This is a genomic window from Microbacterium resistens (assembly GCF_021172025.1).
Classification (GTDB): Bacteria; Actinomycetota; Actinomycetes; order Actinomycetales; family Microbacteriaceae; genus Microbacterium; species Microbacterium resistens.
This window is the reverse complement of the sequence record NZ_CP082781.1, coordinates 760,127-783,117: the sequence shown is the minus strand read 5'-3', so window position 1 is coordinate 783,117 and position 22,991 is coordinate 760,127. Positions and strand designations below refer to the sequence as shown.

Annotated in this window: 22 protein-coding genes; 15 read left to right on the top strand and 7 right to left on the bottom strand. The window is 71.7% G+C overall.

Annotation, left to right across the window (positions count from 1 at the left end):
* The first annotated feature begins 62 nt into the window (after window positions 1–62).
* The 6 genes from tkt to pgl are packed head-to-tail and all read left to right on the top strand — an operon-like array spanning window position 63 to window position 8,155.
* Window positions 63–2,159: a transketolase gene (tkt, locus tag K8F61_RS03690; protein WP_067244552.1), complete on the top strand. Its 2,097-nt coding sequence runs from the start codon at window positions 63–65 to the stop codon at window positions 2,157–2,159.
* Window positions 2,156–3,268 carry a transaldolase gene (tal, locus tag K8F61_RS03685; RefSeq protein ID WP_067244554.1) on the top strand — a complete coding sequence of 371 codons (1,113 nt, stop codon included), beginning with the start codon at window positions 2,156–2,158 and terminating at the stop codon, window positions 3,266–3,268. Before tkt ends, tal begins: the two co-directional genes overlap by 4 nt.
* Window positions 3,265–4,881: a glucose-6-phosphate isomerase gene (locus K8F61_RS03680; RefSeq protein WP_067244557.1), complete on the top strand. Its 1,617-nt coding sequence runs from the start codon at window positions 3,265–3,267 to the stop codon at window positions 4,879–4,881. Before tal ends, K8F61_RS03680 begins: the two co-directional genes overlap by 4 nt.
* Window positions 4,882–4,894: 13 nt before the next feature.
* Complete coding sequence (gene zwf, locus K8F61_RS03675; protein WP_067244559.1) at window positions 4,895–6,442, top strand: glucose-6-phosphate dehydrogenase; 1,548 nt, start codon at window positions 4,895–4,897, stop codon at window positions 6,440–6,442.
* Window positions 6,439–7,374: a glucose-6-phosphate dehydrogenase assembly protein OpcA gene (locus K8F61_RS03670; protein ID WP_067244561.1), complete on the top strand. Its 936-nt coding sequence runs from the start codon at window positions 6,439–6,441 to the stop codon at window positions 7,372–7,374. The genes zwf and K8F61_RS03670 overlap by 4 nt, the downstream gene beginning before the upstream one ends.
* A gap of 4 nt (window positions 7,375–7,378) precedes the next feature.
* A complete protein-coding gene (pgl, locus tag K8F61_RS03665) occupies window positions 7,379–8,155 on the top strand; it encodes a 6-phosphogluconolactonase (RefSeq protein ID WP_231820718.1) in 777 nt (258 codons plus the stop codon).
* Here pgl and K8F61_RS03660 read toward each other — a convergent pair.
* Entirely contained in the window at window positions 8,149–9,324 is a 1,176-nt protein-coding gene (locus tag K8F61_RS03660; RefSeq protein ID WP_231820717.1) for a DMT family transporter, read from the bottom strand. The two genes, pgl and K8F61_RS03660, sit on opposite strands and share 7 nt — an antisense overlap.
* A gap of 64 nt (window positions 9,325–9,388) precedes the next feature.
* On the opposite strand from K8F61_RS03660, the gene def reads away from it, so the two are divergent.
* The 5 genes from def to K8F61_RS03635 all read left to right on the top strand — a co-directional run bounded on the left by def (window position 9,389) and on the right by K8F61_RS03635 (window position 16,445).
* Window positions 9,389–9,955: a peptide deformylase gene (def, locus tag K8F61_RS03655; RefSeq protein ID WP_084344432.1), complete on the top strand. Its 567-nt coding sequence runs from the start codon at window positions 9,389–9,391 to the stop codon at window positions 9,953–9,955.
* Window positions 9,956–10,050: 95 nt separating this feature from the next.
* Window positions 10,051–10,560, top strand: coding sequence for a septum formation family protein (locus K8F61_RS03650; protein WP_067244568.1), 510 nt, complete (start codon window positions 10,051–10,053; stop codon window positions 10,558–10,560).
* 238 nt (window positions 10,561–10,798) lie between these two features.
* Window positions 10,799–14,491: an efflux RND transporter permease subunit gene (locus K8F61_RS03645; protein ID WP_231820716.1), complete on the top strand. Its 3,693-nt coding sequence runs from the start codon at window positions 10,799–10,801 to the stop codon at window positions 14,489–14,491.
* Window positions 14,488–15,747 carry a sensor histidine kinase gene (locus K8F61_RS03640; protein WP_231820715.1) on the top strand — a complete coding sequence of 420 codons (1,260 nt, stop codon included), beginning with the start codon at window positions 14,488–14,490 and terminating at the stop codon, window positions 15,745–15,747. The genes K8F61_RS03645 and K8F61_RS03640 overlap by 4 nt, the downstream gene beginning before the upstream one ends.
* Window positions 15,744–16,445, top strand: coding sequence for a response regulator (locus K8F61_RS03635; protein WP_231820714.1), 702 nt, complete (start codon window positions 15,744–15,746; stop codon window positions 16,443–16,445). The genes K8F61_RS03640 and K8F61_RS03635 overlap by 4 nt, the downstream gene beginning before the upstream one ends.
* A gap of 29 nt (window positions 16,446–16,474) precedes the next feature.
* Here K8F61_RS03635 and K8F61_RS03630 read toward each other — a convergent pair whose 3' ends face one another.
* A complete protein-coding gene (locus K8F61_RS03630; protein WP_231820713.1) occupies window positions 16,475–17,353 on the bottom strand; it encodes a serine/threonine-protein kinase in 879 nt (292 codons plus the stop codon).
* Between the two features lie 54 nt (window positions 17,354–17,407).
* Here K8F61_RS03630 and K8F61_RS03625 point away from each other — a divergent pair, with 54 nt between their 5' ends.
* Window positions 17,408–18,133 carry an aspartate/glutamate racemase family protein gene (locus K8F61_RS03625; protein ID WP_067244581.1) on the top strand — a complete coding sequence of 242 codons (726 nt, stop codon included), beginning with the start codon at window positions 17,408–17,410 and terminating at the stop codon, window positions 18,131–18,133.
* Here the strand turns inward: K8F61_RS03625 and K8F61_RS03620 are convergent.
* Genes K8F61_RS03620 through K8F61_RS03610 form a run of 3 tightly spaced genes read right to left on the bottom strand, consistent with a single transcriptional unit; the run spans window position 18,114 to window position 20,097 of the window.
* On the bottom strand, window positions 18,114–18,596 hold the full coding sequence (locus K8F61_RS03620; RefSeq protein WP_067244584.1) for a hypothetical protein: 483 nt from the start codon (window positions 18,594–18,596) through the stop codon (window positions 18,114–18,116). The genes K8F61_RS03625 and K8F61_RS03620 overlap by 20 nt on opposite strands.
* Before the next feature lie 36 nt (window positions 18,597–18,632).
* Window positions 18,633–19,619 carry a hypothetical protein gene (locus K8F61_RS03615; RefSeq protein WP_231820712.1) on the bottom strand — a complete coding sequence of 329 codons (987 nt, stop codon included), beginning with the start codon at window positions 19,617–19,619 and terminating at the stop codon, window positions 18,633–18,635.
* The gene (locus K8F61_RS03610; RefSeq protein ID WP_169797663.1) at window positions 19,609–20,097 is read right to left on the bottom strand and encodes an RNA polymerase sigma factor; all 489 of its coding nucleotides are present in this window, start codon (window positions 20,095–20,097) and stop codon (window positions 19,609–19,611) included. Before K8F61_RS03610 ends, K8F61_RS03615 begins: the two co-directional genes overlap by 11 nt.
* 224 nt (window positions 20,098–20,321) lie before the next feature.
* On the opposite strand from K8F61_RS03610, the gene K8F61_RS03605 reads away from it, so the two are divergent.
* Both K8F61_RS03605 and K8F61_RS03600 read left to right on the top strand, forming a co-directional pair.
* On the top strand, window positions 20,322–20,504 hold the full coding sequence (locus K8F61_RS03605; protein ID WP_067244590.1) for a hypothetical protein: 183 nt from the start codon (window positions 20,322–20,324) through the stop codon (window positions 20,502–20,504).
* Window positions 20,504–20,827, top strand: a complete 324-nt coding sequence (locus K8F61_RS03600; protein WP_067244592.1) for a hypothetical protein — start codon at window positions 20,504–20,506, stop codon at window positions 20,825–20,827. The genes K8F61_RS03605 and K8F61_RS03600 overlap by 1 nt, the downstream gene beginning before the upstream one ends.
* Before the next feature lie 12 nt (window positions 20,828–20,839).
* Here the strand turns inward: K8F61_RS03600 and K8F61_RS03595 are convergent, their stop codons facing one another.
* Complete coding sequence (locus tag K8F61_RS03595; RefSeq protein ID WP_231820711.1) at window positions 20,840–21,745, bottom strand: CPBP family intramembrane glutamic endopeptidase; 906 nt, start codon at window positions 21,743–21,745, stop codon at window positions 20,840–20,842.
* A gap of 44 nt (window positions 21,746–21,789) precedes the next feature.
* Window positions 21,790–22,545 carry a DeoR/GlpR family DNA-binding transcription regulator gene (locus K8F61_RS03590; protein ID WP_231820710.1) on the bottom strand — a complete coding sequence of 252 codons (756 nt, stop codon included), beginning with the start codon at window positions 22,543–22,545 and terminating at the stop codon, window positions 21,790–21,792.
* Between the two features lie 46 nt (window positions 22,546–22,591).
* On the opposite strand from K8F61_RS03590, the gene K8F61_RS03585 reads away from it, so the two are divergent.
* Complete coding sequence (locus K8F61_RS03585) at window positions 22,592–22,963, top strand: DUF4406 domain-containing protein (RefSeq protein WP_231820709.1); 372 nt, start codon at window positions 22,592–22,594, stop codon at window positions 22,961–22,963.
* Window positions 22,964–22,991 lie beyond the last annotated feature (28 nt).

Sequence of the window (22,991 nt, the reverse complement as noted above, 5' to 3'; positions counted from 1 at the left end):
CGTGATGTCGCGGAACGCGCAGGGACGCGGGTGCTCTCGAAACTCTCAGAAAGGGCTCTGGCGTGTCGGAACTGCAGTGGGATGAGATCGATCGGCGCGCGGTGGACACCGCCCGCGTGCTGGCAGCGGACGCCGTGGAGAAGGTCGGCAACGGCCACCCCGGAACGGCGATGAGTCTCGCCCCCGCCGCGTACCTGCTGTATCAGCGGGTGATGCGCCACGATCCCGCCGACACCGGCTGGATCGGCCGGGACCGGTTCATCCTCTCCGCGGGGCACTCCTCCCTGACGCAGTACGTGCAGCTCTACCTGGGCGGCTTCGGGCTCGAGCTCGACGACCTCAAGGCACTGCGCACATGGGGGTCGAAGACGCCCGGCCACCCGGAGTACGGACACACCGCCGGTGTCGAGATCACGACCGGACCGCTCGGTCAGGGGCTGGCCTCCGCGGTCGGGTTCGCCTACGCCGCCCGTTACGAGCGCGGCCTGTTCGACCCGGAGACCCCGGCCGGGCAGAGCCCCTTCGACCACCGCGTCTACGTCATCGCCGGCGATGGCGACCTCCAGGAGGGCGTGACGAGCGAGGCGTCGTCCCTCGCCGGCCACCAGCAGCTCGGCAACCTGATCGCCATCTACGACTCCAACCAGATCTCGATCGAGGACGACACGAACGTCGCCTTCACCGAGGACGTCGCCGCCCGCTACGCCGCCTACGGCTGGCACGTGCAGGTCGTGGACTGGAAGAAGTCCGGCGAGTACGTCGAGGACGTCGCCGAGCTGCACGCCGCGATCACGGCGGCCCAGGGCGAGACCGACCGCCCGTCGCTCATCATCCTCAAGACGATCATCGGCTGGCCCTCCCCCGGCAAGCAGAACACGGGCAAGATCCACGGCTCCGCCCTCGGCGCCGACGAGCTCGCCGCCACGAAGAAGGTGCTCGGCTTCGACCCGGAGAAGACGTTCGTCGTCGCCGACGACGTCCTCGCCCGCACGCGCGGCCTCGCCGAGCGGGCGGCCGAAGAGCGGGCGCAGTGGCAGCGCTCCTTCGACGCATGGGCGGCAGCCAACCCCGAGCGCAAGGCGCTGCTCGACCGGCTCGAGGCCCACGCCCTGCCGGACGACGTGTCCTCCGCGCTCCCGGTCTTCGAGGCGGGCAAGGACGTGTCCACGCGCGCCGCGTCCGGTCAGGTGATCAACGCCCTGGCCGCACGCCTGCCGGAGCTCTGGGGCGGTTCGGCGGATCTCGCCGAGTCGAACCTGACGACCATCAAGGACGCCCCGTCCTTCATCCCGGAGCAGTGGTCGACCCACGAGTGGTCCGGGAACCCGTACGGCCGTGTGATGCACTTCGGGATCCGCGAGCACGCCATGGGCGCGATCGTGAACGGCATCGTCCTGCACGGGCCCACCCGGCCCTTCGGCGGCACGTTCCTCATCTTCAGCGACTACATGCGCCCGGCGGTGCGTCTGGCCGCGCTGATGAACGTGCCGAGCATCTTCGTCTGGACGCACGACTCCGTCGCGCTCGGCGAGGACGGCCCGACCCACCAGCCGATCGAGCAGCTCGCGACGCTCCGCGCGATCCCGAACTTCACGGTGGTGCGTCCGGCGGACGCCAACGAGACGGCAGCCGCCTGGCTGGAGATCCTCCGCCGACACGAGGGGCCGGCCGGCATCGCCCTGACGCGCCAGAACATCCCCGTGTTCGAGCGCGGCGACGGTGAGGCGAGCGGCGACGTCCTCGCCTCCGCCGATCACGTGGCCAAGGGCGCCTACGTCCTCGCCGAGGCACCGAGCGGCACCCCCGACGTGCTGCTCATCGCCACGGGCTCCGAGGTCCAGCTGGCCCTCAGCGCCCGCGAGACGCTGGCCGCCGAGGGCGTGAACGCCCGCGTGGTGTCGGCGCCGTCGCTGGAGTGGTTCGCCGAGCAGGACGAGGCGTACCGCGAGTCGGTCCTCCCCGCCGCCGTCACGGCCCGCGTCTCCGTCGAGGCCGGCTCTCCGCTCAGCTGGCGCGGCATCGTGGGCGACCGCGGTCGCTCGGTCGGCATCGATCACTTCGGCGCCTCCGCGGACTACAAGACCCTGTTCCAGAAGTTCGGCATCACCGCCGACGCCGTCGTCGAGGCGGCCCGCGAGACCCTCAAGGAGAACGCATGAGCACCCCCACCTCCGAGCTCGCCGCCGCCGGCGTCAGCATCTGGCTGGACGACCTGTCCCGGACCCGCATCACCTCCGGGAACCTCGCGGAGCTGATCGCGTCCCGCAACGTGGTCGGCGTCACGACCAACCCGACGATCTTCGCCGGCGCCATCACCAACCCTGACGACACCTCGTACGACGCGCAGGTCGCCGAGCTGGCCGGCCGCGGCGCCACCGCCGAGGAGGCCATCTTCGAGGCGACGACCCAGGACGTCCGGGACGCGCTGGACGTCTTCCGCCCCGTGTGGGAGTCCACCGGCCGCGTCGACGGACGCGTCTCCATCGAGGTCTCCCCCGACCTGGCCCACGACACCGAGGGCACGATCGCCCAGGCCGAGCAGCTGTGGGCCAAGGTGGACCGTCCGAACCTCCTGGTGAAGATCCCCGCCACCAAAGCCGGGCTCCCGGCGATCACCGCCGCGACGGCGGCGGGCATCAGCGTCAACGTGACCCTGATCTTCAGCCTCGAGCGCTACGCCGAGGTCATCGACGCCTACCTGACCGGCCTGGAGCAGGCCAAGGCCGCGGGCATCGACCTGTCGACGATCCACTCCGTCGCGTCGTTCTTCGTCTCCCGTGTGGACACCGAGACCGACAAGCGCCTGGACGCGATCGGGACCGAGGCGGCGACGGCCCTGCGCGGCAAGGCGGGCCTGGCCAACGCACGTCTTGCCTACGAGCTCTACGAGAAGACGTTCGCCGGCGACCGTGCCACCGCGCTGCTCGAGGCGGGGGCCAACGCCCAGCGCCCCCTGTGGGCCTCCACCGGCGTCAAGGACCCGTCGCTGCCCGACACGCTGTACGTGACCGGTCTCGTCGCCGAGGGCGTGGTCAACACCATGCCGGAGAAGACGCTGGAGGCGACGTTCGACCACGGCGAGGTCGTGGGCGACACGATCACCGGCGAGTACGAGGCCTCCCGCGAGGTCTTCGCCGCCCTGGCGGAGGCGGGCATCGACTTCGCCGACGTCACGCAGGTGCTCGAGGACGAAGGGGTCGCGAAGTTCATCGACTCCTGGCACGGTCTGCTCGCCCAGGTCGAGCAGGGCCTGGAGGCTCAGCGATGAGCTTCGAGATCCACACGACCGGCGCCCCGGCCGAGGCGATCGAGACGGTCGTCCCCGGCCTCGTCGGCGACCTGATCGCGTCGCGGATCACGAGCGGGGACGCCACGATCTGGGGCGCGGCCGCCGAGGAGGAGGCGAGCAAGCGACTCGGCTGGGTGGACGCGGTGAGCGTGTCCCGCCCGCTCGTCGCCGAGATCGTCGCCCTGCGCGACGAGCTGCGCGCCCAGGGCGTCGACCGCGTCGTCCTCGCCGGGATGGGCGGCTCCTCGCTCGCGCCCGAGGTGATCTCCCAGACCGCCGGCGTCGAGCTCACCATCCTCGACTCGACGTCCCCGGGGCAGGTCCTCGCCGCGCTGGACGCGGGGCTGGACCGCACCGTCCTGGTGGTCTCGTCCAAGTCCGGCTCGACCGTCGAGACCGACTCCCAGCGGCGCACCTTCGAAGCCGCGTTCCGCGACATCGGCATCGACCCCCGCGGCCGCATCGTGGTCGTCACCGATCCGGGCTCGCCGCTCGACGAGTCGGCGCGCGCCGCCGGCTACCGGGTGTTCAACGCCGATCCGAACGTGGGCGGGCGCTACTCGGCGCTCACCGCCTTCGGCCTCGTGCCCTCCGGCCTCGCCGGCGCGGACATCGCCGAGCTGCTGGACGAGGCCGAGGCCACGCTCCTCCAGGTCGCCGTGGACTCCGCCGAGAACCCCGGACTCCGCCTCGGCGCGGCGATCGCCCGCACCGTCGGCGCCGGCGGCGCCCGGCGCGACAAGATCGGCCTGATCACCGACGGCACCCACATCGTCGGACTGCCGGACTGGATCGAGCAGCTCGTCGCCGAGTCCACCGGCAAGGAGGGGACCGGCGTCCTGCCCGTCGTGCTCCTCCCCGTCTCCCCGGAGGTCGAGGAACGCCCTGACGACCTCCAGATCGTCCGGATCGTCGACGAGGCGGACGAGTTCCACCTGCGCGAGCGTCATCCCGGCGAGATCCTCGTCTCGGGCACGCTCGGCGCCCAGTTCGTCGTGTGGGAGTACGCGACGGCGGTCGCCGGCTTCCTGCTCGGCATCAACCCGTTCGACCAGCCCGACGTGGAGTCCGCGAAGATCGCCGCCCGCGGCCTGCTGGACGCCCGCCCCGAGCCGGCCGCGCCGGCGTTCACGGTCGACGGCGTCGAGGTCCGCGTGACGGATCCCGCCCTCGCCGCGTCCGGGACGATCGCCGGCGTACTCGACGCGCTGTGGGCGCAGCTCCCGGCGGACGGCTACGTCTCGATCCAGGCTTACGTGAACCGCCTCGAGATGCCGCAGCTGCAGGGGCTGCGCGAGATGGTCGCCGCCGACTCCGGCCGGCCCACCACCTTCGGCTGGGGCCCGCGGTTCCTGCACTCCACCGGTCAGTATCACAAGGGCGGTCCCGCGCAGGGCGTGTTCCTGCAGATCCTCGAGCGCACCGACGTGGACCTGGAGATCCCCGAGCGGCCGTTCACCTTCGGCCAGCTCATCGAGGCCCAGGCCGCCGGCGACGCCGCGGTCCTGGCCGACCACGGCCGCCCGGTGGTGACCCTCACCCTAACCGAGGCGCAGGACGACGTGCTCGACCTGTTCGAAGCAGCCCAGTAGGAGAAGCCTCCCGATGACCGTCCCCATCTCCGCCGGGAACAACCCGCTGCGTGATCCCGACGACCGGCGGCTGAGCCGCATCGCGGGCCCGAGCGCGCTCGTGATCTTCGGCGTCACCGGCGACCTGTCCCGCAAGAAGCTGATGCCGGCGGTGTACGACCTCGCGAACCGGGGGCTCCTGCCCCCCGGTTTCGCGCTGGTCGGGTTCGCCCGGCGCGACTGGGAGGACCAGGACTTCGCCCAGGTCGTGTACGAGGCCGTCAAGGAGCACGCGCGCACGCCGTTCCGTGACGAGACCTGGCAGCAGCTGCTGCAGGGCATCCGTTTCGTGCAGGGCGAGTTCGGCGACCAGGACGCGTTCCGGCGCCTGCGCGAGACCGTCGAGAAGCTCGACGTCGAGCGCGGAACGATGGGCAACCACGCCTATTACCTGTCCATCCCGCCGAAGGACTTCCCCCTCGTGGCCAAGCAGCTGCGGGACTCCGGCCTGGTGGACGAGAGGCGCGGGACCCAGGGATGGCGCCGCGTGGTCATCGAGAAGCCGTTCGGGCACGACCTCGCCTCCGCGCGCGCTCTCAACGACGCGCTGGAAGGGACGTTCCCGGCCGACTCCATCTTCCGGATCGACCACTATCTGGGCAAGGAGACGGTCCAGAACATCCTGGCTCTGCGCTTCGCCAACGAGCTGTACGAGCCGATCTGGAACCGCAACTACGTCGATCACGTCCAGATCACCATGGCCGAGGACATCGGCGTGGGCGGCCGCGCGGGCTACTACGACGGGATCGGCGCCGCCCGCGACGTCATCCAGAACCACCTGCTGCAGCTGCTCGCGCTCACCGCCATGGAGGAGCCGATCAGCCTGGGCGCCGATCATCTGCGCGCGGAGAAGGAGAAGGTGCTCGCCGCGGTGAGCCTTCCCGACGACCTCGCCGAGGCCACCGCCCGCGGCCAGTACGCCGGCGGATGGCAGGGCGGCGAGAAGGTCGCCGGCTTCCTCGCCGAGGAGGGGATGAACCCCGACTCCACGACGGAGACGTATGCGGCCGTCAAGCTGGAGATCAACACCCGCCGGTGGGCCGGCGTCCCGTTCTACCTGCGCACCGGCAAGCGGCTCGGGCGCCGGGTGACGGAGATCGCCGTCGTCTTCAAGCGCGCGCCGGAGCACCTGTTCGGCCGCTCCCAGACCTCCGAGCTCGGGCAGAACGCGCTGGTGATCCGGGTGCAGCCCGACGAGGGCGTCACGATCCGGTTCGGCTCCAAGGTGCCCGGCGCGGGTTCCAACGTCCGCGACGTCACCATGGACTTCGGCTACGGCCACGCCTTCACCGAGGCCAGCCCCGAGGCGTACGAGCGTCTCATCCTCGACGTGCTGCTCGGCGACCCGCCGCTGTTCCCGCGGCACGAGGAGGTCGAGCTGTCCTGGAAGATCCTCGACCCGGTCGAGGAGTACTGGGCCGCGCAGAGCGGCCCGCTCGAGCAGTACGCCCCCGGGTCCTGGGGCCCCGCCTCGGCGGACGCCCTGCTGGCCCGCGACGGACGAGTCTGGAGACGACCGTGATCATCGACCTTCCCGACACCACCGTCAGTCAGGTCGCGAAGCAGCTCGTCAAGGTGAGGGAGGAGGGCGGCGCCGTCGCCCTCGGCCGCGTGCTCACCCTGGTGATCTCCGCGCGCAACGGCGTGGCAGAGGCCGCGATCGACGCCGCCAACGACGCCTCCCGCGAGCACCCGATGCGCGTGATCGTGCTGACCACGAGCGACGGCGACGCGCACCTCGACGCGCAGATCCGCGTCGGCGGCGACGCCGGCGCCAGCGAGGTGGTCGTCCTCCACGCCTATGGAGACGCCGCGAGCAACCAGGAGAGCCTGGTCACGGGCCTCCTGCTCCCGGACGCGCCCGTCGTGGCCTGGTGGCCCGAGGAGGCGCCCACCGACCCGGCTGCCTCGCCCCTGGGACGCATCGCCCAGCGCCGCATCACGGATGCGGCGACGACACCGGACGTGCGCGATCGCCTCGCGCTGCTGGGCCGCACACACGCCCCCGGCGACACGGACCTGGCCTGGACCCGGCTCACCCACTGGCGCGAGCAGCTGGCCGCCGTGCTCGATCAGCCGCCTTTCCAGGAGGTCACGGCGGTCGAGGTCCGGGGCGCGGCGGCGTCTCCCTCGACCGCGCTGCTGGCCGGCTGGCTCCAGCTCGCGCTCGACGTCCCCGTCCGCTGGTCCTACGAGGATCCCGAACACTGGCAGGAGGGGATCAAGTCCGTCCGTCTGACACGCGCGGGCGGCGACATCCTCCTGGAGCGCCCCATTCCCGGGACGGCGGTCCTCACGCAGCCCGGGCAGCCCGACCACGAACTGCACCTGCCCCGGCGGACGCTTCGTGAGTGCCTCGCCGAGGAGCTGCGCCGGCTCGACCCCGACCTGCTCTACGGCCGGGTCATCACGGAGGGCTGGGAGCGTCTCGCTCCGCCGGAGTCGGGGGCCTGACCGCATGGCCGACTCCACCGCGCGCCGCGTCGTGATCGCGGACGACCCCGCCGAGCTCGCTCGCCTCGTCGCCGAACGCTTCCTCGTCCGCATCCGTGCCCGCACCAAGGACGGACGCCTCGCGCACGTCGCCCTCACCGGCGGATCCATGGGCGCCGCCGTCCTGCGCGAGGTGGCGGAGCGTCCCGACGCCGGCGAGATCGACTGGTCACTCGTCCACTTCTGGTGGGGGGACGAACGGTACGTCCCCGCCGACGACCCGGAGCGCAACGCCGGACAGGCGCGGGCCGCGCTGCTGGATCGCATCGAGGTCCCCGCCGCCAACATCCACGAGATCGCGGCGAGCGACTCCGGGCTCGGCCTCGACGAGGCCGCCGAGGCCTACGCCGCCGAGCTCGGCCGCTTCGGCACCGAGGAACAGCGCTGGCCCTCGTTCGCCGTCTGCTTCCTCGGCGTCGGTCCGGACGGGCACATCGCCTCGCTCTTCCCGGACCGGGAGGAGATCAACGAGACCGACCGCGCCGCCCTCGCCGTGCGGGACTCCCCCAAGCCGCCGCCCGAGCGCGTCACCCTGACCCGCCCGGTGATCAACGCCTCGAAGCGGATCTGGCTCGTCGCGACCGGGGCGGAGAAAGCGTCTGCCCTGGGACTCGCCCTCGCCGGCGCCAACTACGCGAACGTGCCCGCGGCCGGAGCCAAGGGGCGCAAGCGCACGGTCTTCTTCATCGACGAGGCGGCGGCCAGCGAGGTCTCCCCCGACCTCATCGACCCGAGCTACTGACCTCCGCGGGTGCCCGACCCGCGTCCGGGATCGTCGGAGTACCCGCTCTGCTCGGTCCGACGGAACGGTGCGACGTTGTTCGGCCAGGCACCGGCATCGGTGTGCCCGCCGGGCGGGCGCCCCTCCCCGTCGCCCTCCGGGGCGGAGGTCTCGATCGGCGACTCGGGCGACAGCGGCGCCCGCGACGACGTCGTCCCCGTGGCTCCTCCGGCGGAGCCGCCTCCGCGCTCAATGGGCAGTTCCTGGCTCTCGCTGAGGACCTGCGGATGGTATCGGGCGAGGCTCACGACGCCCCAGGTGGCGACCGCGCCGAAGATGCCGAAGGCGATCAGCGCCCACAGCGGCGCGGCGGAGGCCTCGCCGAGCACCAGCAGACCGATGAGGACCGCGATCATCGGGTCGATGACGGTGAGCCCGGCGATCACGAGATCCGGCGGGCCGGAGCTGTACGCGGTCTGCACGAAGTAGGCGCCCACGGCGCCAGCCGCGAGGAGCGCGATCACGCACACCACCGTGAGCCAGTCGAAGTCCTGGTCCTTGATCCGCGTGATGACGACCTTGGCGAGGGTCGCGACGAAGCCGTACAGGATGCCGGCGCCCGTGATGTAGAACAGTGCCCGCATCCGTCGGCGCAGGACGAGGAAGCACGCGCCGAGCAGGATGATGACCAGCAGCAGGATCGTCAGGATCACGAAGAGCTGGGTCTGGGTGATCTGGTGCTCGGTGGCGAACAGCGCGGCCACCATCACGAAGAGGAAGATCCCGCCGACACAGGCGGCGATCGCGATCAGGGACTTCTTCGTGGGCGAATGCCCGGACACCCGCGCGTTCAGCAGCGTGGTCATGACCAGGGCGATGGCGCCCAGCGGCTGGACGACGATCAGCGGGGCGACGGAGAGCGCCGCGAGCTGGCAGACGATCGCGAACCCGAGCATCAGGGTGCCGATGATCCACGACGGGCGCGTGAGCAGACCCTTGATCTGGGTCATCGAGAGTCCGGTCGCGCCGTCGGCGCCGCTGAGGCGCTCCACCTTCTCGACACCGCGGTGCTGGTACTGCGCGCCCAACGACATGAACACGGCCCCGGCCAGCGCGAGCGGGATGCCCATCAGCAGGCCCGGGTTCTGGAAGGCGCCGACGAGCTGCTCCCCGACGTCTTCCGTCATCATCCGTGTCGCGTCCCAGTGCACGCGTCGAGCCTACCGGCCTCGGGGCGCGCACTAGGGTTGTGGCGTGGCCGTTCTTCCCATTCGCATCATGGGCGATCCCGTCCTGCACTCCCCCGCCGCCCCCGTCGGCGAGATCACCGACGAGATCCGCACCCTCGTCGCGGACATGTTCGAGACCATGGACCTCGCCCCCGGGGTGGGGCTCGCGGCCCCGCAGGTGGGCGTGCCGCTGCGCCTGTTCACCTACTCCTACGTCGATGACGACGACAACCCCTGGCGCGGCGTCATCATCAACCCCGTGCTCTGGATGGCACCGCTGGAGCCCGGCTCCCCGGACCCGGACGAGGAGTCCGAGGGGTGCCTCTCCTTCCCGGGAGAGCGATTCCCGCTGCGGCGATCGGATCGCGTGCGCGTCACGGGCACCGACCTCGACGGGCGAGACGTCGTGATCGAGGTCGACGGCTGGCGCGCCCGGATCATGCAGCACGAGTTCGACCATCTCGACGGGGTGCTCTACATCGACCGTCTCTCCGATTCGGAATGGAAGACCGTCCAGAAGATCGCCCGCAAGCGGGGCTGGGGGCGTCCCGGAGCGAGCTGGGTTCCCGGCGTCGACGACCTCGAAGGCTGAATCTCCGTTCAACGAATTGAGTTCGCTCCCTCTCACCGGTACGGTTCTCCGGGGACATTCAGTCCTGTTTCACAGCTTTGGGAGGGGAAACTCACATGATGAAGACGCGCACGCGCCTGGCGATGGCCGGATCGGCGGCCATCCTGGCGGTCGCACTGAGCGGCTGCAGCGTGATCGACGGCATTCTCGGCGGGAAGGGCGACGCCCCGCGCGACGAGGAGAGCGGTCAGGTCACCGAGAGCTCCAACATCGACATCTTCAGCCTCAAGGTGGGCGACTGCAAGATGGCCAGCGGCACCGGCATGATCGAGGACACCGATGTGGTGCCGTGCGACCAGCCGCACGACGAAGAGGTCTTCTTCGAGTTCAAGGTCGATGACGGGGAGTACGACGACGCCGCCATCACCGCCGCGGCCGAGACGCAGTGCTACGGCCAGCCGTTCACCGACTTCGTCGGCCTCGACTACAACTCGTCGTCGCTGGACGCGGCCTACATCTCCCCGTCCAAGGACACCTGGGAGCAGCTCAACGACCGCGTCGTGCAGTGCATCATCGCCGACCCGGCAGGGCAGACCACCGGTTCCCTGAAGGGCAGCGCCCGGTAAGAACCTGCGGTCGTCGCACCGCACACACGAAGGGGACCCGCCGTGGCGGGTCCCCTTCGTCGTCCCCGCCGCCTGGTCCTCATGGGCCGCGCCGGCGCGGCCACCGTGGTACCAAAGGACCATTCCGGCGGGCGGCGGATCCGCCGCTCAGCCGATGTGCCGGGTCGCCTCCTCTCCCTAACGTGGCAGAGTCCACCCCCGCGTCCGCGTCGTCGGTGCGCCCTGCCCTGGAGGTTCCGTGACCCTGCTGACCAGACTCAGCCTCGCCAACCGCGCCGTCGTCGCCCTCTTCAGCATCCTCGTCGTGGGGATCGGCCTGTGGGCCACGGCCTCGACCACGCAGGAACTGTTGCCGTCGATGTCGCAGCCGGCGGCCGTCGTCGCGGTCATGAAGCCGGGCGCGTCCGCGGAGACGCTGGACCGCGAGGTCGTGGCGCCGCTGTCGGACGCGCTGTCGGCGGTCGGCGACGTCGAGGAGGTCCGCGCGAGCGCCTCGAGCGGATCCGGACAGGTGACGGTGACGTGGAAGTTCGGCGCCGACGACGAGAAGATCCTCGCGGACCTGCGCACCACGACCTCCTCCGTGATCGCCTCCGGTCCTGACGGCGTCCAGTCCGAGGTCTACGCGGGCAGCTCTTCCGACATCCCGGTGCTCAGCCTGGCCCTCACCAGCGCCGAGGATCTCGACGCCTTCGCCGAGCGCGTCGAGGCGTCCCTGGTCCCCGCGATCGAGCATGTGCCTGGGGTGCGGAAGGTCCAGGTGACCGGACAGGTGCAGGAGCGGGTGCTCGTGACGCTGAACCCCGGCGAGCTCTCGGCGCGATCGATCGACCCGTCCGCGGTCTCCGCACTGCTGCGCACCGCCGGTGTCGTCGTCCCCGCCGGAACGAGTGACGACGGGACGACGGCCATGGCGATCGAGGTCGGTCAGGAGGGGACGACGCTGGAGGAGCTCGCCGCTCTGCCGCTGCCGACCATGGACGGTCCTGTCCCCCTCTCGGCCGTGGCGACCGTGGAGCTCGCTCCCGTGCCGCAGACCACGCTGTCGCGCGCCGACGGACGCGCGGCGCTCGGGCTGACGATCACCAAGACCCCGGATGCCAACGCCGTCCAGGTGTCGCACGCCGTCGCGGCGACGATCGACGAGGCGCTGCCCGGGCTGGGCGGCGACGCGAAAGTCACGACGCTGTTCGACCAGTCCACCATGATCGAGAAGTCCACTCACGACCTCGCTGTCGAGGGCGGTCTCGGCCTGCTCTTCGCCGTTCTCATCATCCTGGTGTTCCTGCTGTCGCCGAAGGCGACCGTCATCACCGCGGTGTCGATCCCGCTGTCGCTGCTGATCGCGGTCATCGGGCTGCGCATGGGCGGGTTCTCGTTCAACATCTTCACGCTCGCGGCGCTGACGGTCGCGGTCGGGCGCGTCGTCGACGACTCCATCGTCGTGATCGAGAACATCGCCCGCCGGCGAGGGCCGGGAGGGCTCAGCACCGACGACGTCCGCACGGCCGTCGGGCAGGTGGCGGGCGCCGTCACCGCCTCCACGCTCACGACCGTCGCCGTGTTCCTCCCCGTCGCGCTCGTCGGCGGCGTCGCCGGGGAGCTGTTCCGGCCGTTCGCCCTCACCGTGACGATCGCGCTGCTCGCGTCCCTGATCGTCTCGCTGACGATCGTCCCGGTGCTCGCCTACTGGTTCCTGCGGCGCCCCTCGCGGCGCACGGAGCCCGCCTCGGTCCTGGAGGGCACGGAGCGCGACGCCGTTCGGACGACGGAGAACACGGACGTCGCCGATGACGCCGGCGCGAGCGGGACGACGCCTCTCGGCGAGACCGACTCCTCCGAGCGGGTCACCCGGATGCAGCGCGCCTACCTCCCCGCGCTCCGGTTCTCGCTGCGCCGACCGGTCACGGTCCTGATGGTCTCGATCCTCGTGTTCGCGGGCACCGTCGTCGCGGCGGGCTTCCTGAAGACCGACATGCTCGGCAGCTTCGCCGACGCGCGCGCCGTCCAGGTGGAGCAGAAGATGCCGCTGGACACGACACTCGCCGTCGCCGACGAGGCCGCGGGCGCGCTGGAGAAGGCGATCGACTCCGTGGACGGGGTGGCCTCCTACCGCACCACCGCCGGTGAGCAGGGGGCATCGGTCCTGCTCGACGTCGTGATCGCACCGGCCGCGGATCCGGATCGCACGCTCACGCGCATCCGCGAGGCCGTCCGCGGTCTCCGGGCGGCCGACGACATCACCGTGTCCACGCAGGCGACGCAGACCACCTCCTCCACCATCGACGTCATCGTGAAGAGCGCGGACGAGGCGGCGCTCACGACGGCGGCCGAGCGCATCAGCGCGGCCCTGGACGGGGCCTCGGGCGTCGGCGAGGTGCGCGACGACCTCGCGGCCGAGCTTCCGATCCTCGCCGTCTCCGTGGACCGCACCGCCGCCGCGGCGCAGGGCTTCACGGTCCCCGAGATCGGCAGCGCCATCGCGGCGGCCGTCGAGGGCGAGCGTCTCGGCGAGGTCGGGATCGACGGGAAGAACAGGGACCTCGTGCTTCGCGCCCAGTCCTCGGCGACCGATCCCGACGCGATCCGCGCGCTCACCCTGCCGGTCTCGGCCCTGCAGGCGCAGCGGACCCAAAAGGACGCCGCCGACGCCCTCCAGCGCGAGCAGGAGGAGATGTCCGCGAACGCGCGCGCCGACGCCGAGGCGAAGACCCAGCAACAGCTGGACGACCTGTATGACGCGCGCGCGCAGGGCGAACAGGACCTCGCGGCGCTGCGCGATCAGCTCGCCGCCCTCCTCGCCTCTCCCCCGCCGTTCGATCCCCACCCCGCTGCGCAGGGAACGATCACGGCGATCGAGTACCAGAAGGCCGTGCAGCAGCTGTCGCAGGGCGTCGCTGCCGCGGAGGGCAGCCTGACCGGGCTGGACGAGCAGATCCGCGCGGTCCGCGAGGGGATCGACGAGGGCGCCGCACAGCAGGCCGAGGCGGATCGGCTCGCGCAGGCGCAGCGCGACCTGGAGCACGTGCGTGCGACCCCGATCCGTGTCGGCGACGTCGCGAGCGTCGAGGTGGTCACCGCCCCCGCGACGATCACGCGGATCGACGGCGCGCGTGCCGTGACCGTCTCCGTCACCCCCTCGGGCGAGGATCTCGGTGCGGCGGCGCTCGCGGTCCAGACCGCACTGGACGACGTAGAGCTGCCGGCCGGGGTGACCCTCGACGAGGGCGGCGCGGCCGCCGAGCAGGCCCAGTCCTTCGGCGAGCTCGGCGTCGCGATGCTCGCGGCGATCGCGCTGGTGTACATCGTCCTGGTGGCGACGTTCCGCTCCCTGATGCAGCCGCTCCTGCTGCTCGTCTCGGTCCCCTTCGCCGCGACGGGCGCCATCGGCGGGCTCCTGCTCACCGGGACGCCGCTGGGCATCCCGGCCATGATCGGCATGCTCATGCTCATCGGCATCGTGGTGACGAACGCGATCGTGCTGATCGATCTCATCAACCACTACCGCCGGGCCGGGTCCTCCCTCGACGATGCCGTCGTCCACGGCGCCCGCCTGCGCCTGCGCCCGATCATCATGACCGCGTGCGCGACGATCTTCGCGCTGCTTCCGATGGCCTTCGGGATCACGGGCGGGGGCGCGTTCATCTCGCAGTCCCTCGCGATCGTCGTCATCGGCGGCCTCGTCTCCTCGACCCTGCTGACGCTGCTGCTCGTGCCCGCCCTCGTGGTCCTGCACGAGCGCCGGGGAGAGCGGCGCCGGCAGCGTCGGGCGCGGCGTGCGGCTCGTCGCGCCGAGGCGGAGAGCCGGGAGGACATCCCCGAAGAGCTGGCGGAGGTCGGCTTCAGGGCCACGCAGACGGACGCGGCGGCCGGGATCGAGGGGGCCTCGGACGACGGGACCGACCCCGCGCGTGGGAGACTGGCGACGTGACATCCGCCCCGCCGAGCCCGCTGGATCGCGCGGCCGGGCGCTGGCAGCGTCACCCCCGGGCGGTGGATGCCGTCACGGCGCTGAGCTGGGTGGTGCTGACGGTGCTCCCCGCGCTCGGAGCCGGCGTCGGCGAGGACCTGCAGCCGGACGTCCTCGCCTATGTCCTGCTGGGCCTCGTCGTGGTCGTGTTCTCCACCGTGCTCGTGCTGTTCCGACGCCGGCGTCCGCTGCTGGTGTTCGCGGTGGCGTTCGTCTCCTCGGTGCTGCTGATGCCCTTCTGGAGCAATGCGGGCACGGTCGGCGCGGCCTACGCCGTGTTCGCGGTGGCGGTCTACGACTCGGTGCGGCGCGCCTGGGTCGCCGCCGCAGCCGCCTACGCGCTCACGGTCGCCCAGTCGGGGATCCACCTGCTGACCGGGATCGGTCTGCTGCCGGTGACCCGCGACGGGAACGTGATCGCGACCGTCATCTCCTACCTCGTGTTCGACCTGCTCCTGCTCCTGGTCGCTCTCCTGTGGGGCCAGAACGCCGGCAATCGCCGGCGCTACGTCGAGGCGCTGCTGGAACGGGCACGGATCCTCGAGCACGAGCGCGACCAGGAGGCGCAGCTCGCGGCGCTCGCGGAGCGCTCGCGCATCGCTCGGGACGTGCACGACATCGTCTCGCACTCGCTCTCGGTCATCGTCCGGCTCGCCGACGGCGCCACGGCCGTGCTGGCTGCCGACCCCGACCGCGCCGGCATGGCCGTGACGCAGATCGGCGGCGTCGCACGGTCCTCCCTGGACGAGATGCGGCGCGCCCTCGGGGTTCTGGAGCGTGCCGCGGACGACGCCGGATCCCGCACCAGCACCGGGATCGAGGATCTGCCGCGGCTGGTCGAGGTGTACCGCGGCATCGGTCTGCCCGTGGAGCTGTCGGTGGTCTCCGACGGCACGGCCGAGGTCTCCGCGGGCAAGCAGATGACGGTCTTCCGCGTCGTGCAGGAGTCGTTGACCAACGCCATGCGCCATGCCGTCGCGCCGGGTGTCGTGGGTGTCGAGGTGCGGGTGGACGGAGCCGAGGTGACCGCGACGGTGCACGACGACGGCCGCCCGGTCTCCCCGCCGCCGGACGAGGAGGCGCGCGTCGGCCGTGGCCTGGTGGGGATGCGCGAGAGGGCGCTCCTCTACGGCGGTTCGCTCGACGCGGGGCCGCTGGACCCGCGCAACGGGGCCGGCTGGGTCGTGCGGCTCATCCTCCCGGGAGACGACCGATGAGCGACATCCGCGTCCTGCTCGTCGACGACCAGGCGCTCATCCGGACCGGACTGGCGATGGTTCTCGGCGCGACCACCGGGATCGAGATCGTCGGCGAGGCCTCGGACGGCATCGAGGCCGTCGCTCTGGCCGCGGTGCACCGGCCCGACGTCGTCCTCATGGACGTCCAGATGCCACGGATGGACGGCATCGAGGCCACCCGGCAGATCACATCCGCCGAGCTCGGTCGGGTGCTGGTGCTCACGACCTTCGACCTCGACGCGTATGCGTTCGGCGCGATCGAGGCGGGGGCGAGCGGCTTCCTCCTGAAGGACTCGGACGCTCAGGACATCATCGCGGCGATCCAGGCGGTCGCCGACGGCGACGCCGTCCTCGCGCCCCGGGTGACCTCGGAGCTGCTGCGGCGCTTCGGCGCCCTCTCCCGCGCCGCCGACGACCCCGTCCGCCGGGCACAGAAGGCGGCGCGAGAGGCGGCATCCGACCGCCTCCGCGTGCTCACGGACCGTGAACGGGACGTGTTCGACGCGCTGGTGGAGGGACTGTCGAACGGCGAGATCGCCGAGCGCCTCTGGCTCTCCGAGTCGACCGTGAAGACGCACGTGGGACGCGTCCTGCAGAAGCTGGGCATGCGCGACCGCGTGCAGGCGGTCGTCTACGCGTTCCGCAACGGCTTGACGGACCCGTCGCCCGACGTCTGACGCTGCTCCGGCCTGTCGCCGGCCGGCGACTACTGCTCCGGCAGCGCGGACCGTGCCGCGTCGAGTCGGTCCTGCGCCTGCGCCACCCGTTCCGCAGCGGACGCGCGTTCAGCGCTCACCCCCTCCACCGCGGCGGCGTTCGCCTCGATGTCGGCACGGACGCGGGCCAGTTCCTGCTCCAGCTCCGCAGCCCGGGCCGTCAGCCGCTCCGTCCGGGTCACGGCCTCGGCGTGGTCCCGTTCCGCTCGGTCCTGCGCGCGCTGCGCCCGCTGCAGCTCCTGTTCCGCCTCACGGACCTCCCGCTCGGCCGCCTTGCGCTCCCGGCGTGCGCGGAGCTCGTCGGTCGGCGGGCCCTCCGTGGCCGCGGTGATCACAGACGGCGCGCCGCCTCCGACGACCGACGCGGGGTCGACCGGGGTTCCCGAGGAGGCCTCGAGCTCCCGGACGAGTCGACCGGACGCCACCGCCATGGCGGCCTGCGGATCGAAGAACGCCGCGGCGATCGTCTGGCGCACCGCCTCGACGGTGGACTCCGTCACCCGCTCCCCTCGCGCGGTGGCGAGCGCGGCGGCCTCGCGCGCGAGCTGGGTCGTCAGCGCGCGGCGCTGTCTTCCCAGCTCCGCGAGCGACCTGGCGTCGAGGTCCTCCTGCGCCTCTCGCAGCTCGGCCGCCAGCTCCAGCGCGGTGGCGAGCCGGTCCGCGCGCTCCGTGGCGAAGACGTTCACCACCCACGCCGCGACGGACGGCTTCCTCAGGGCCCGGATCCTCGCGGCGCGGTCGCGCTCGCCGTCCTCCTGCGCCAGGGAGTTGCGCCGTGCGACGAACTCTCCAGGCGGGGCGGTATAGAGCTCGACGGCGATCTCGATCAGGCGCGGATCCTCGGCACCGGCGGCGTCGTGCGCGGTCATGACTCGACGATAGCGACCGGCGTCCGGAGGGCGCAGGACGGTAGCGTGGGCGACATGAAGACGGTGGGCGTGCTGGGCGGGATGAGCTGGGAGTCGTCAGCGGAGTGGTACCGCCTGGCGAACGAACTCGTCCGGCGGGAGCTCGGCGGACATCACTCGGCGCGGATCGTCCTGGACTCCGTCGATTTCGCCGAGGTCGAGGCCCTCCAGTCCCGGGGTGACTGGGAGGCTGCCGGGGATCTGCTCGCGGAGCGGGCCCGCCGACTCGAAGCCGCCGGGGCCGACCTCCTCGTGCTCTGCACGAACACGATGCACCTCGTCGCCGACCGGATCGAGGAGGCGGTCGCGATTCCGTTCCTGCACATCGCGGACGCCGCCGCGGCTGCGGTGGCCGCGGCCGGGCTCCGCACGGTGGGCCTGCTCGGCACAGCATTCACGATGGAGCAGTCCTTCTATCGCGATCGCCTCGCCCGGCACGGCATCGCCGCCATCGTGCCGAGCGCCGGCGAACGCGCCGTCGTCCACGACGTGATCTACGCCGAACTGGTGCACGGTGTGGTGCGCGAGGAGTCCCGACGGCGGTTCCAGGTCGTGATCGATCGCCTGGTCCGGGAGGGGGCGGAGGGGATCCTCCTGGGATGCACCGAGATCGAGCTCCTCATCCGGGCCGAGGACGCCCCCGTCCCGGTCTTCCCGACGACGGCCATCCATGTGGAGGCGGCGATGTCGCTCGCCCTGGACGGTCGTGAAAGGGACGCGGTCAGCAGCCCAGGCGCGTGATCGTCGCGGAGGTGTTGGTCCAGGCGCCGGCTCCGACGGAGGCGACCGCCGACGAGCCGTTGTAGGCGACGACCACACCGGAGGAGCGGGCGTTCGCGATGCTGCGGACGGGGCTCCCCAGCGGAGCGACGGAGTTGGCCCCCGAACAGCTGGTGAAGGAGATCCGCGCGCCGGAGAGCGAGGAGCCGCTGAAGGCGCAGAACGTCCCGTCGGCGCACGAGCCCACTCCCCGCGCGAACGCCGAGTCCGCCGTCCCCGGGAGAAGCGTCAGCACGACCGCGCCATCGTCCCACGTGATCTCCCCGGGACCGGTCTGCTCGCCGCCCGGATAGGCGGCCAAGACCTGATCCACTCGTTCCTGGAGGTCGTCCGAGGAGGCTTGTGCCGCCATGGGGGCGAACAGTCCGCCGACGACGAGCAGCGCAGCCGCCGCGACGGTGAGCAGAGACCGCAACCGATGCATACCCGGGACCTTCCGTTCGAGCCGCCCGGCGTTCGGTCATCTCCACGCCACGTATTCGATCACCGCCGGGGAGGGGATGTCCGTGCGCGAGGAGCCGATGTAGGTCGCCTCGTATGCGAGAACACCCTGAGCGGCGCTGAGCACCAGGGTATCCCGATACTCCCTCGGGGCACGAGAGTCCGTGCTGACGGAGACGCCTCGGCGTCCGAGACGGTCCGTCACGCTCCCGTCGACCGCGACATCCGGGAGCGTGGCGAGGAACTCGACGAGCGCCGCCTGCTGTTCGGCGTCGAGGGTGCGTTCCGAGAGGAGGAGGCGCACGGCCGAGAAGTACTCCCCGCTGCTCTCGCCGACGAGCACGCCGCTGGCCCGGAAGAACTCCGCCATCTCCGCCGCGGAGCCCGGAACATCGCCGAAGAAGCCCGCTCCCTCTCCCGCCGGCCGGGTGTCGGTCCACAGGACGGTGCCGGGCGCGGGCGTGGGATCCGGCACCGCGGTGCCGTCGGCGGCGGTCGGCGTCCCTGCGCGGACCTCGATCTCGACCGCCCCATCGGCCGACCGGCGGATCAGATGCTCTTCGGGGACGATCTGGGAGGGAGGCTCGCCCGACTCCGGGTCGAACGAGAGCGCCCAGGTCTGGAAGCGGACGACGTCGCTCGCTCCGATGCCCTCGGCACGGACCGATTCGCTGATGCTCATCAGGTTCTCCCTTGCGGTTCCGGGGACGGGCTCCGCCACGAGCAGGGCGGGAGTGGCGGCGACCGCGGCCGGCGGCCGCAGCAGCGATATCCCTCCCAGGACGGCGACGGCGACCAGGATCAGCACAGAGGCCGCCGCGAACCAGACGGGCCCGCCGACCCGACCACGCGCGGGGACCCGGCCGCGTGCGGCGCCCCGGTGCTCCGTGGGGTCCGCGACGATCCGTCGCAGGACGCGCTCGGCCGCGACGGACGGCGGAGCGTTGCGGCGGGGCGTCTCGGGGCGTGCCGCGTGAAGACGCCGCGTCAGCTCGTCATCGTCCATCGTGCACCCCCTTCCGCTCCTCGACGGGCCCCTCGCCCGCCGTCTCGTCAGTGCCGAGCCGCCGTCGCAGCCGCTCTCGCGCCCGGTGCAGCCGCACCTTCACGGCGGCGACGGAGCACCCGAGGATCTCCGCCATCTCCTCGCGGCTCAGTTCCTCCCAGTACGCCATCCAGATGACCTCGCGGTCGTCGGAGCGCATCCGAGCCACCGCCTGGCGCACGGCGATGGCGTCGTCGTCGATGAGGACGGTCGGATGACCGGGAGCCTCCGCCGCCAGTCGCTGATAGCGACGCGACGCCCTCCCCCGGCGGCGGTACTCGCTCCCGGTCACGTTCCGCAGCGTCGTGTACAGCCACGGCAGAGTGAACACGGTCTCGTGCTCGCTCCGCCGCCGCCACGCGGCCGTAAACACCTCTGCGGCGGCGTCCTCGGCCGCCCCGAGATCGCCGAGGCGGTTGAAGCCCGCCGTCACGATCACGGCATGGTAGGCCCGGAACAGATCCTCGAACGCACGCGCGACCGCCGCCGACGCCGGCCGCGGAAGGCGTGAACCCGTGATCTCGAACCCCACACTTCTGGTTGTTGCCGGATCGGCCCGGAAGGTTACATCCGGAATCCGATGTAACCCCACCCTCTCATCCGGCAACAACCAGGGTGAGGGCCGTCTCTCCGGCGGCGCCGTGGGTTATCCAGGAGGACAGCATGCAGGCAGCCGATCGACGCGGGATCATCTGGTGGATCGCCTTCGGAGCGTTCGCCCTCGTCGCCGTCGGCGGGCTGCTCGCGGTGATGATGACGGGGCAGGGCTGGTTCGCCGCCCTGTCCGTCGTCGGCGCGGCGGGGACGGTGGGCCTGGGAGCGACCATGGCCGTGTCTGCGGTGTGATGGCCGCCGTTCACCCCCACGACGATGGCGCCGAGGACGGGACGAGCCGTGCCTGGTCGCTCTCCCTCGGAGTCATCGTCGTCGCCCCGGTCCTCCTCATGCTTCTGGCGCTGCCCACGATCGGGGCGGGCGCCACGACGCAGAACGTCGCGATCCTCGCCGCGCTCCAGGGCGGCCTGCTCCTGCTCGCGGCGTCCGTCACAGCCCTGCTCGTCGGGCGCCGCTCGCCCCGAGCGCGAAAGGCGATCCCGCGGATCACCCTCGTCGTCGCCCTCGCCCTGGCGATCGCCTCCGCGATCGCGATGTGGGCCGCGCAGGGCTGAGACCCATCCGTCTTACGGTGTCGTCTCGGCCCGAGACGGCGTTCCGCGACGCGCCGCCAGTGTGGAGGCCCACCAGACCACGCCCGTGACGACCGCGCAGGCCGCCATCGCCACAAGAAGACGCGGCGACCCCTGGCCGGTCTGATCCGAGGATCCCGGTGCGCCGCCGTCGCCGATCATCCCGACGAGAGCGGCGATGTTGTTCACGGTGTGCATCACGACCGCGGCCTCCACGCCGCCGCTGCGCCACGTCATGAGCGATGCGCACGCGCCGAACACCGCGTAGAAGGCCAGGCGCCAAGGATCCGCGGTGCCGTGGAACGAGGCGAAAAGGATGGTGGTGACGACCATGCTCATCGCGGTTCCGACGAAGGCGGGATGGAACCAGGTCGCGACCGACCGGCCGATCAGTCCGCGGAACATGTACTCCTCGGTCGCCGCCTGGAACGGCGCGACAAGGATCCCCAAGAGGAGGGCGAGCAGGGACGAGGGCGCGATCGGCGCGAACGCGGGTGCGCCCTCCATCAGCCAGTCCGTGCCGATCACGATGCCGAACGCGGGGACCGTGACCAGCGCCGCCGTCCGCGCGAGCCGTGCCCGAAAACGCCCGGAGACGGAGTGCAGCCACCGCCCGGGCACGCCGAAGACGAGACGCTGCGTCCCCCACACGACCGGGAGCATGAGGGCGATCATCAGCAGGGACAGCGGTGTGCGCGCCCCCGGGAATCCCGCCGATTCCACGGCGGGGATCACGAGAGCGGATCCGGCTCCGGCCAGCGCGAAGTACGCGGCGAGGACGACCGCGACGGCGAGCATCCCGCGACGGCCGGCATGGCGGACGCCTCGCAGACCCGCGTAGTAGCCTCGGTCCTCACGGAGCTCCGTCCTGCGGGCGCTCCCCGTCTCGTCCGCCCGCACCGTGCTCCTCCGTTCGCCGGAACCAGGATACGGCGCCCCCGGGCTCAGCGCGCGGGGACCAGACGACCTCCCGCGGCGGCGAGCTCGCGCGAGACGGGGTCCTCGGGGCTCTTGTCGATCACGATCCCGGCGACCGCGTCGACGGGCAGGACGCAGAAGCGGGACGCGGCGCCCACCTTCTCCGCGCTGCCGAGCACGTACGTCTCGGCCGCCCGGGCGGCGAGGGCGCGCTTCATCGCCGCCTCGTCCGCGTCGCCCGTGGTGAGACCCGCCTGCGGATGGATCCCGGTGACGCCGAGGAGGAACAGGTCCGCGCTGATCCTGCTGGCCGCCTCGATCGCCGCCGCTCCGCACGCGACGGCCGAATGCTTGAAGACGCGGCCTCCGATGAGCAGGATCTCGGCGTCGTGGTGAAGGAGGGCCGCGGCGACCGTGGGGCTGTGCGTGATGACGGTTCCGGTGAAGGGGCGAGGGAGCGCCTCGGCGACGGCCAGCGCCGTCGTGCCCCCGTCGAGCAGCACGGCACTGCCCGGCTCGATCAGGCGGACCGCCGCTTCGGCGACCCTGCGCTTGCTCTCGGCCGCGACGGCGGTCCGGGCGGTGTAGTCGACGACGGCCGGGGAGGCCGGGAGCGCTCCGCCGTAGACGCGCACGGCAAGTCCGGCCGCGTCGAGCTCGCGCAGGTCGCGGCGGATGCTGTCCTCTGACAGCCCCAGTTCAGCGGCGACCTCCTTCGCGACGATGCGCCCGTGCGTGCGCAATCGCTCCATCAGCAGTTCCTTGCGTGCTGCGGCGAGCATTCACGTTCCTTCCGATTTCTTCACGTTCTTACTGTATCTTGACGCCATGACGAAACCCCTACTCATCCTGATCGCCGGCCCCTACGCATCCGGGACCGGAGGCGACCCCGAGCTGATGGCGCGCAACCTCGAACGCCTGGAGGAGGCCGCCTGGCCGATCTTCCGGGCGGGACACATCCCGATGATCGGAGAGTGGGTGGCCCTGCCCGTCCTTGCCAGCGCGGGGGCGAGCGGGCCGACCGACCCGCTCGCCGCCGAGGTCATGTACCCCACGGCGGAGCGGCTCCTGCAGCACTGCGACGCTGTCCTGCGCCTCCCCGGCGATTCGCGCGGCGCGGATCAGGACGTGGCGATCGCGCGCGAGCGAGGCATCCCGGTCTACTTCTCGCTGGAGGAGGTCCCTAACGCGGCCGCATGAGGGGTCGCCAGGGTCGAGCCCTCGGCGG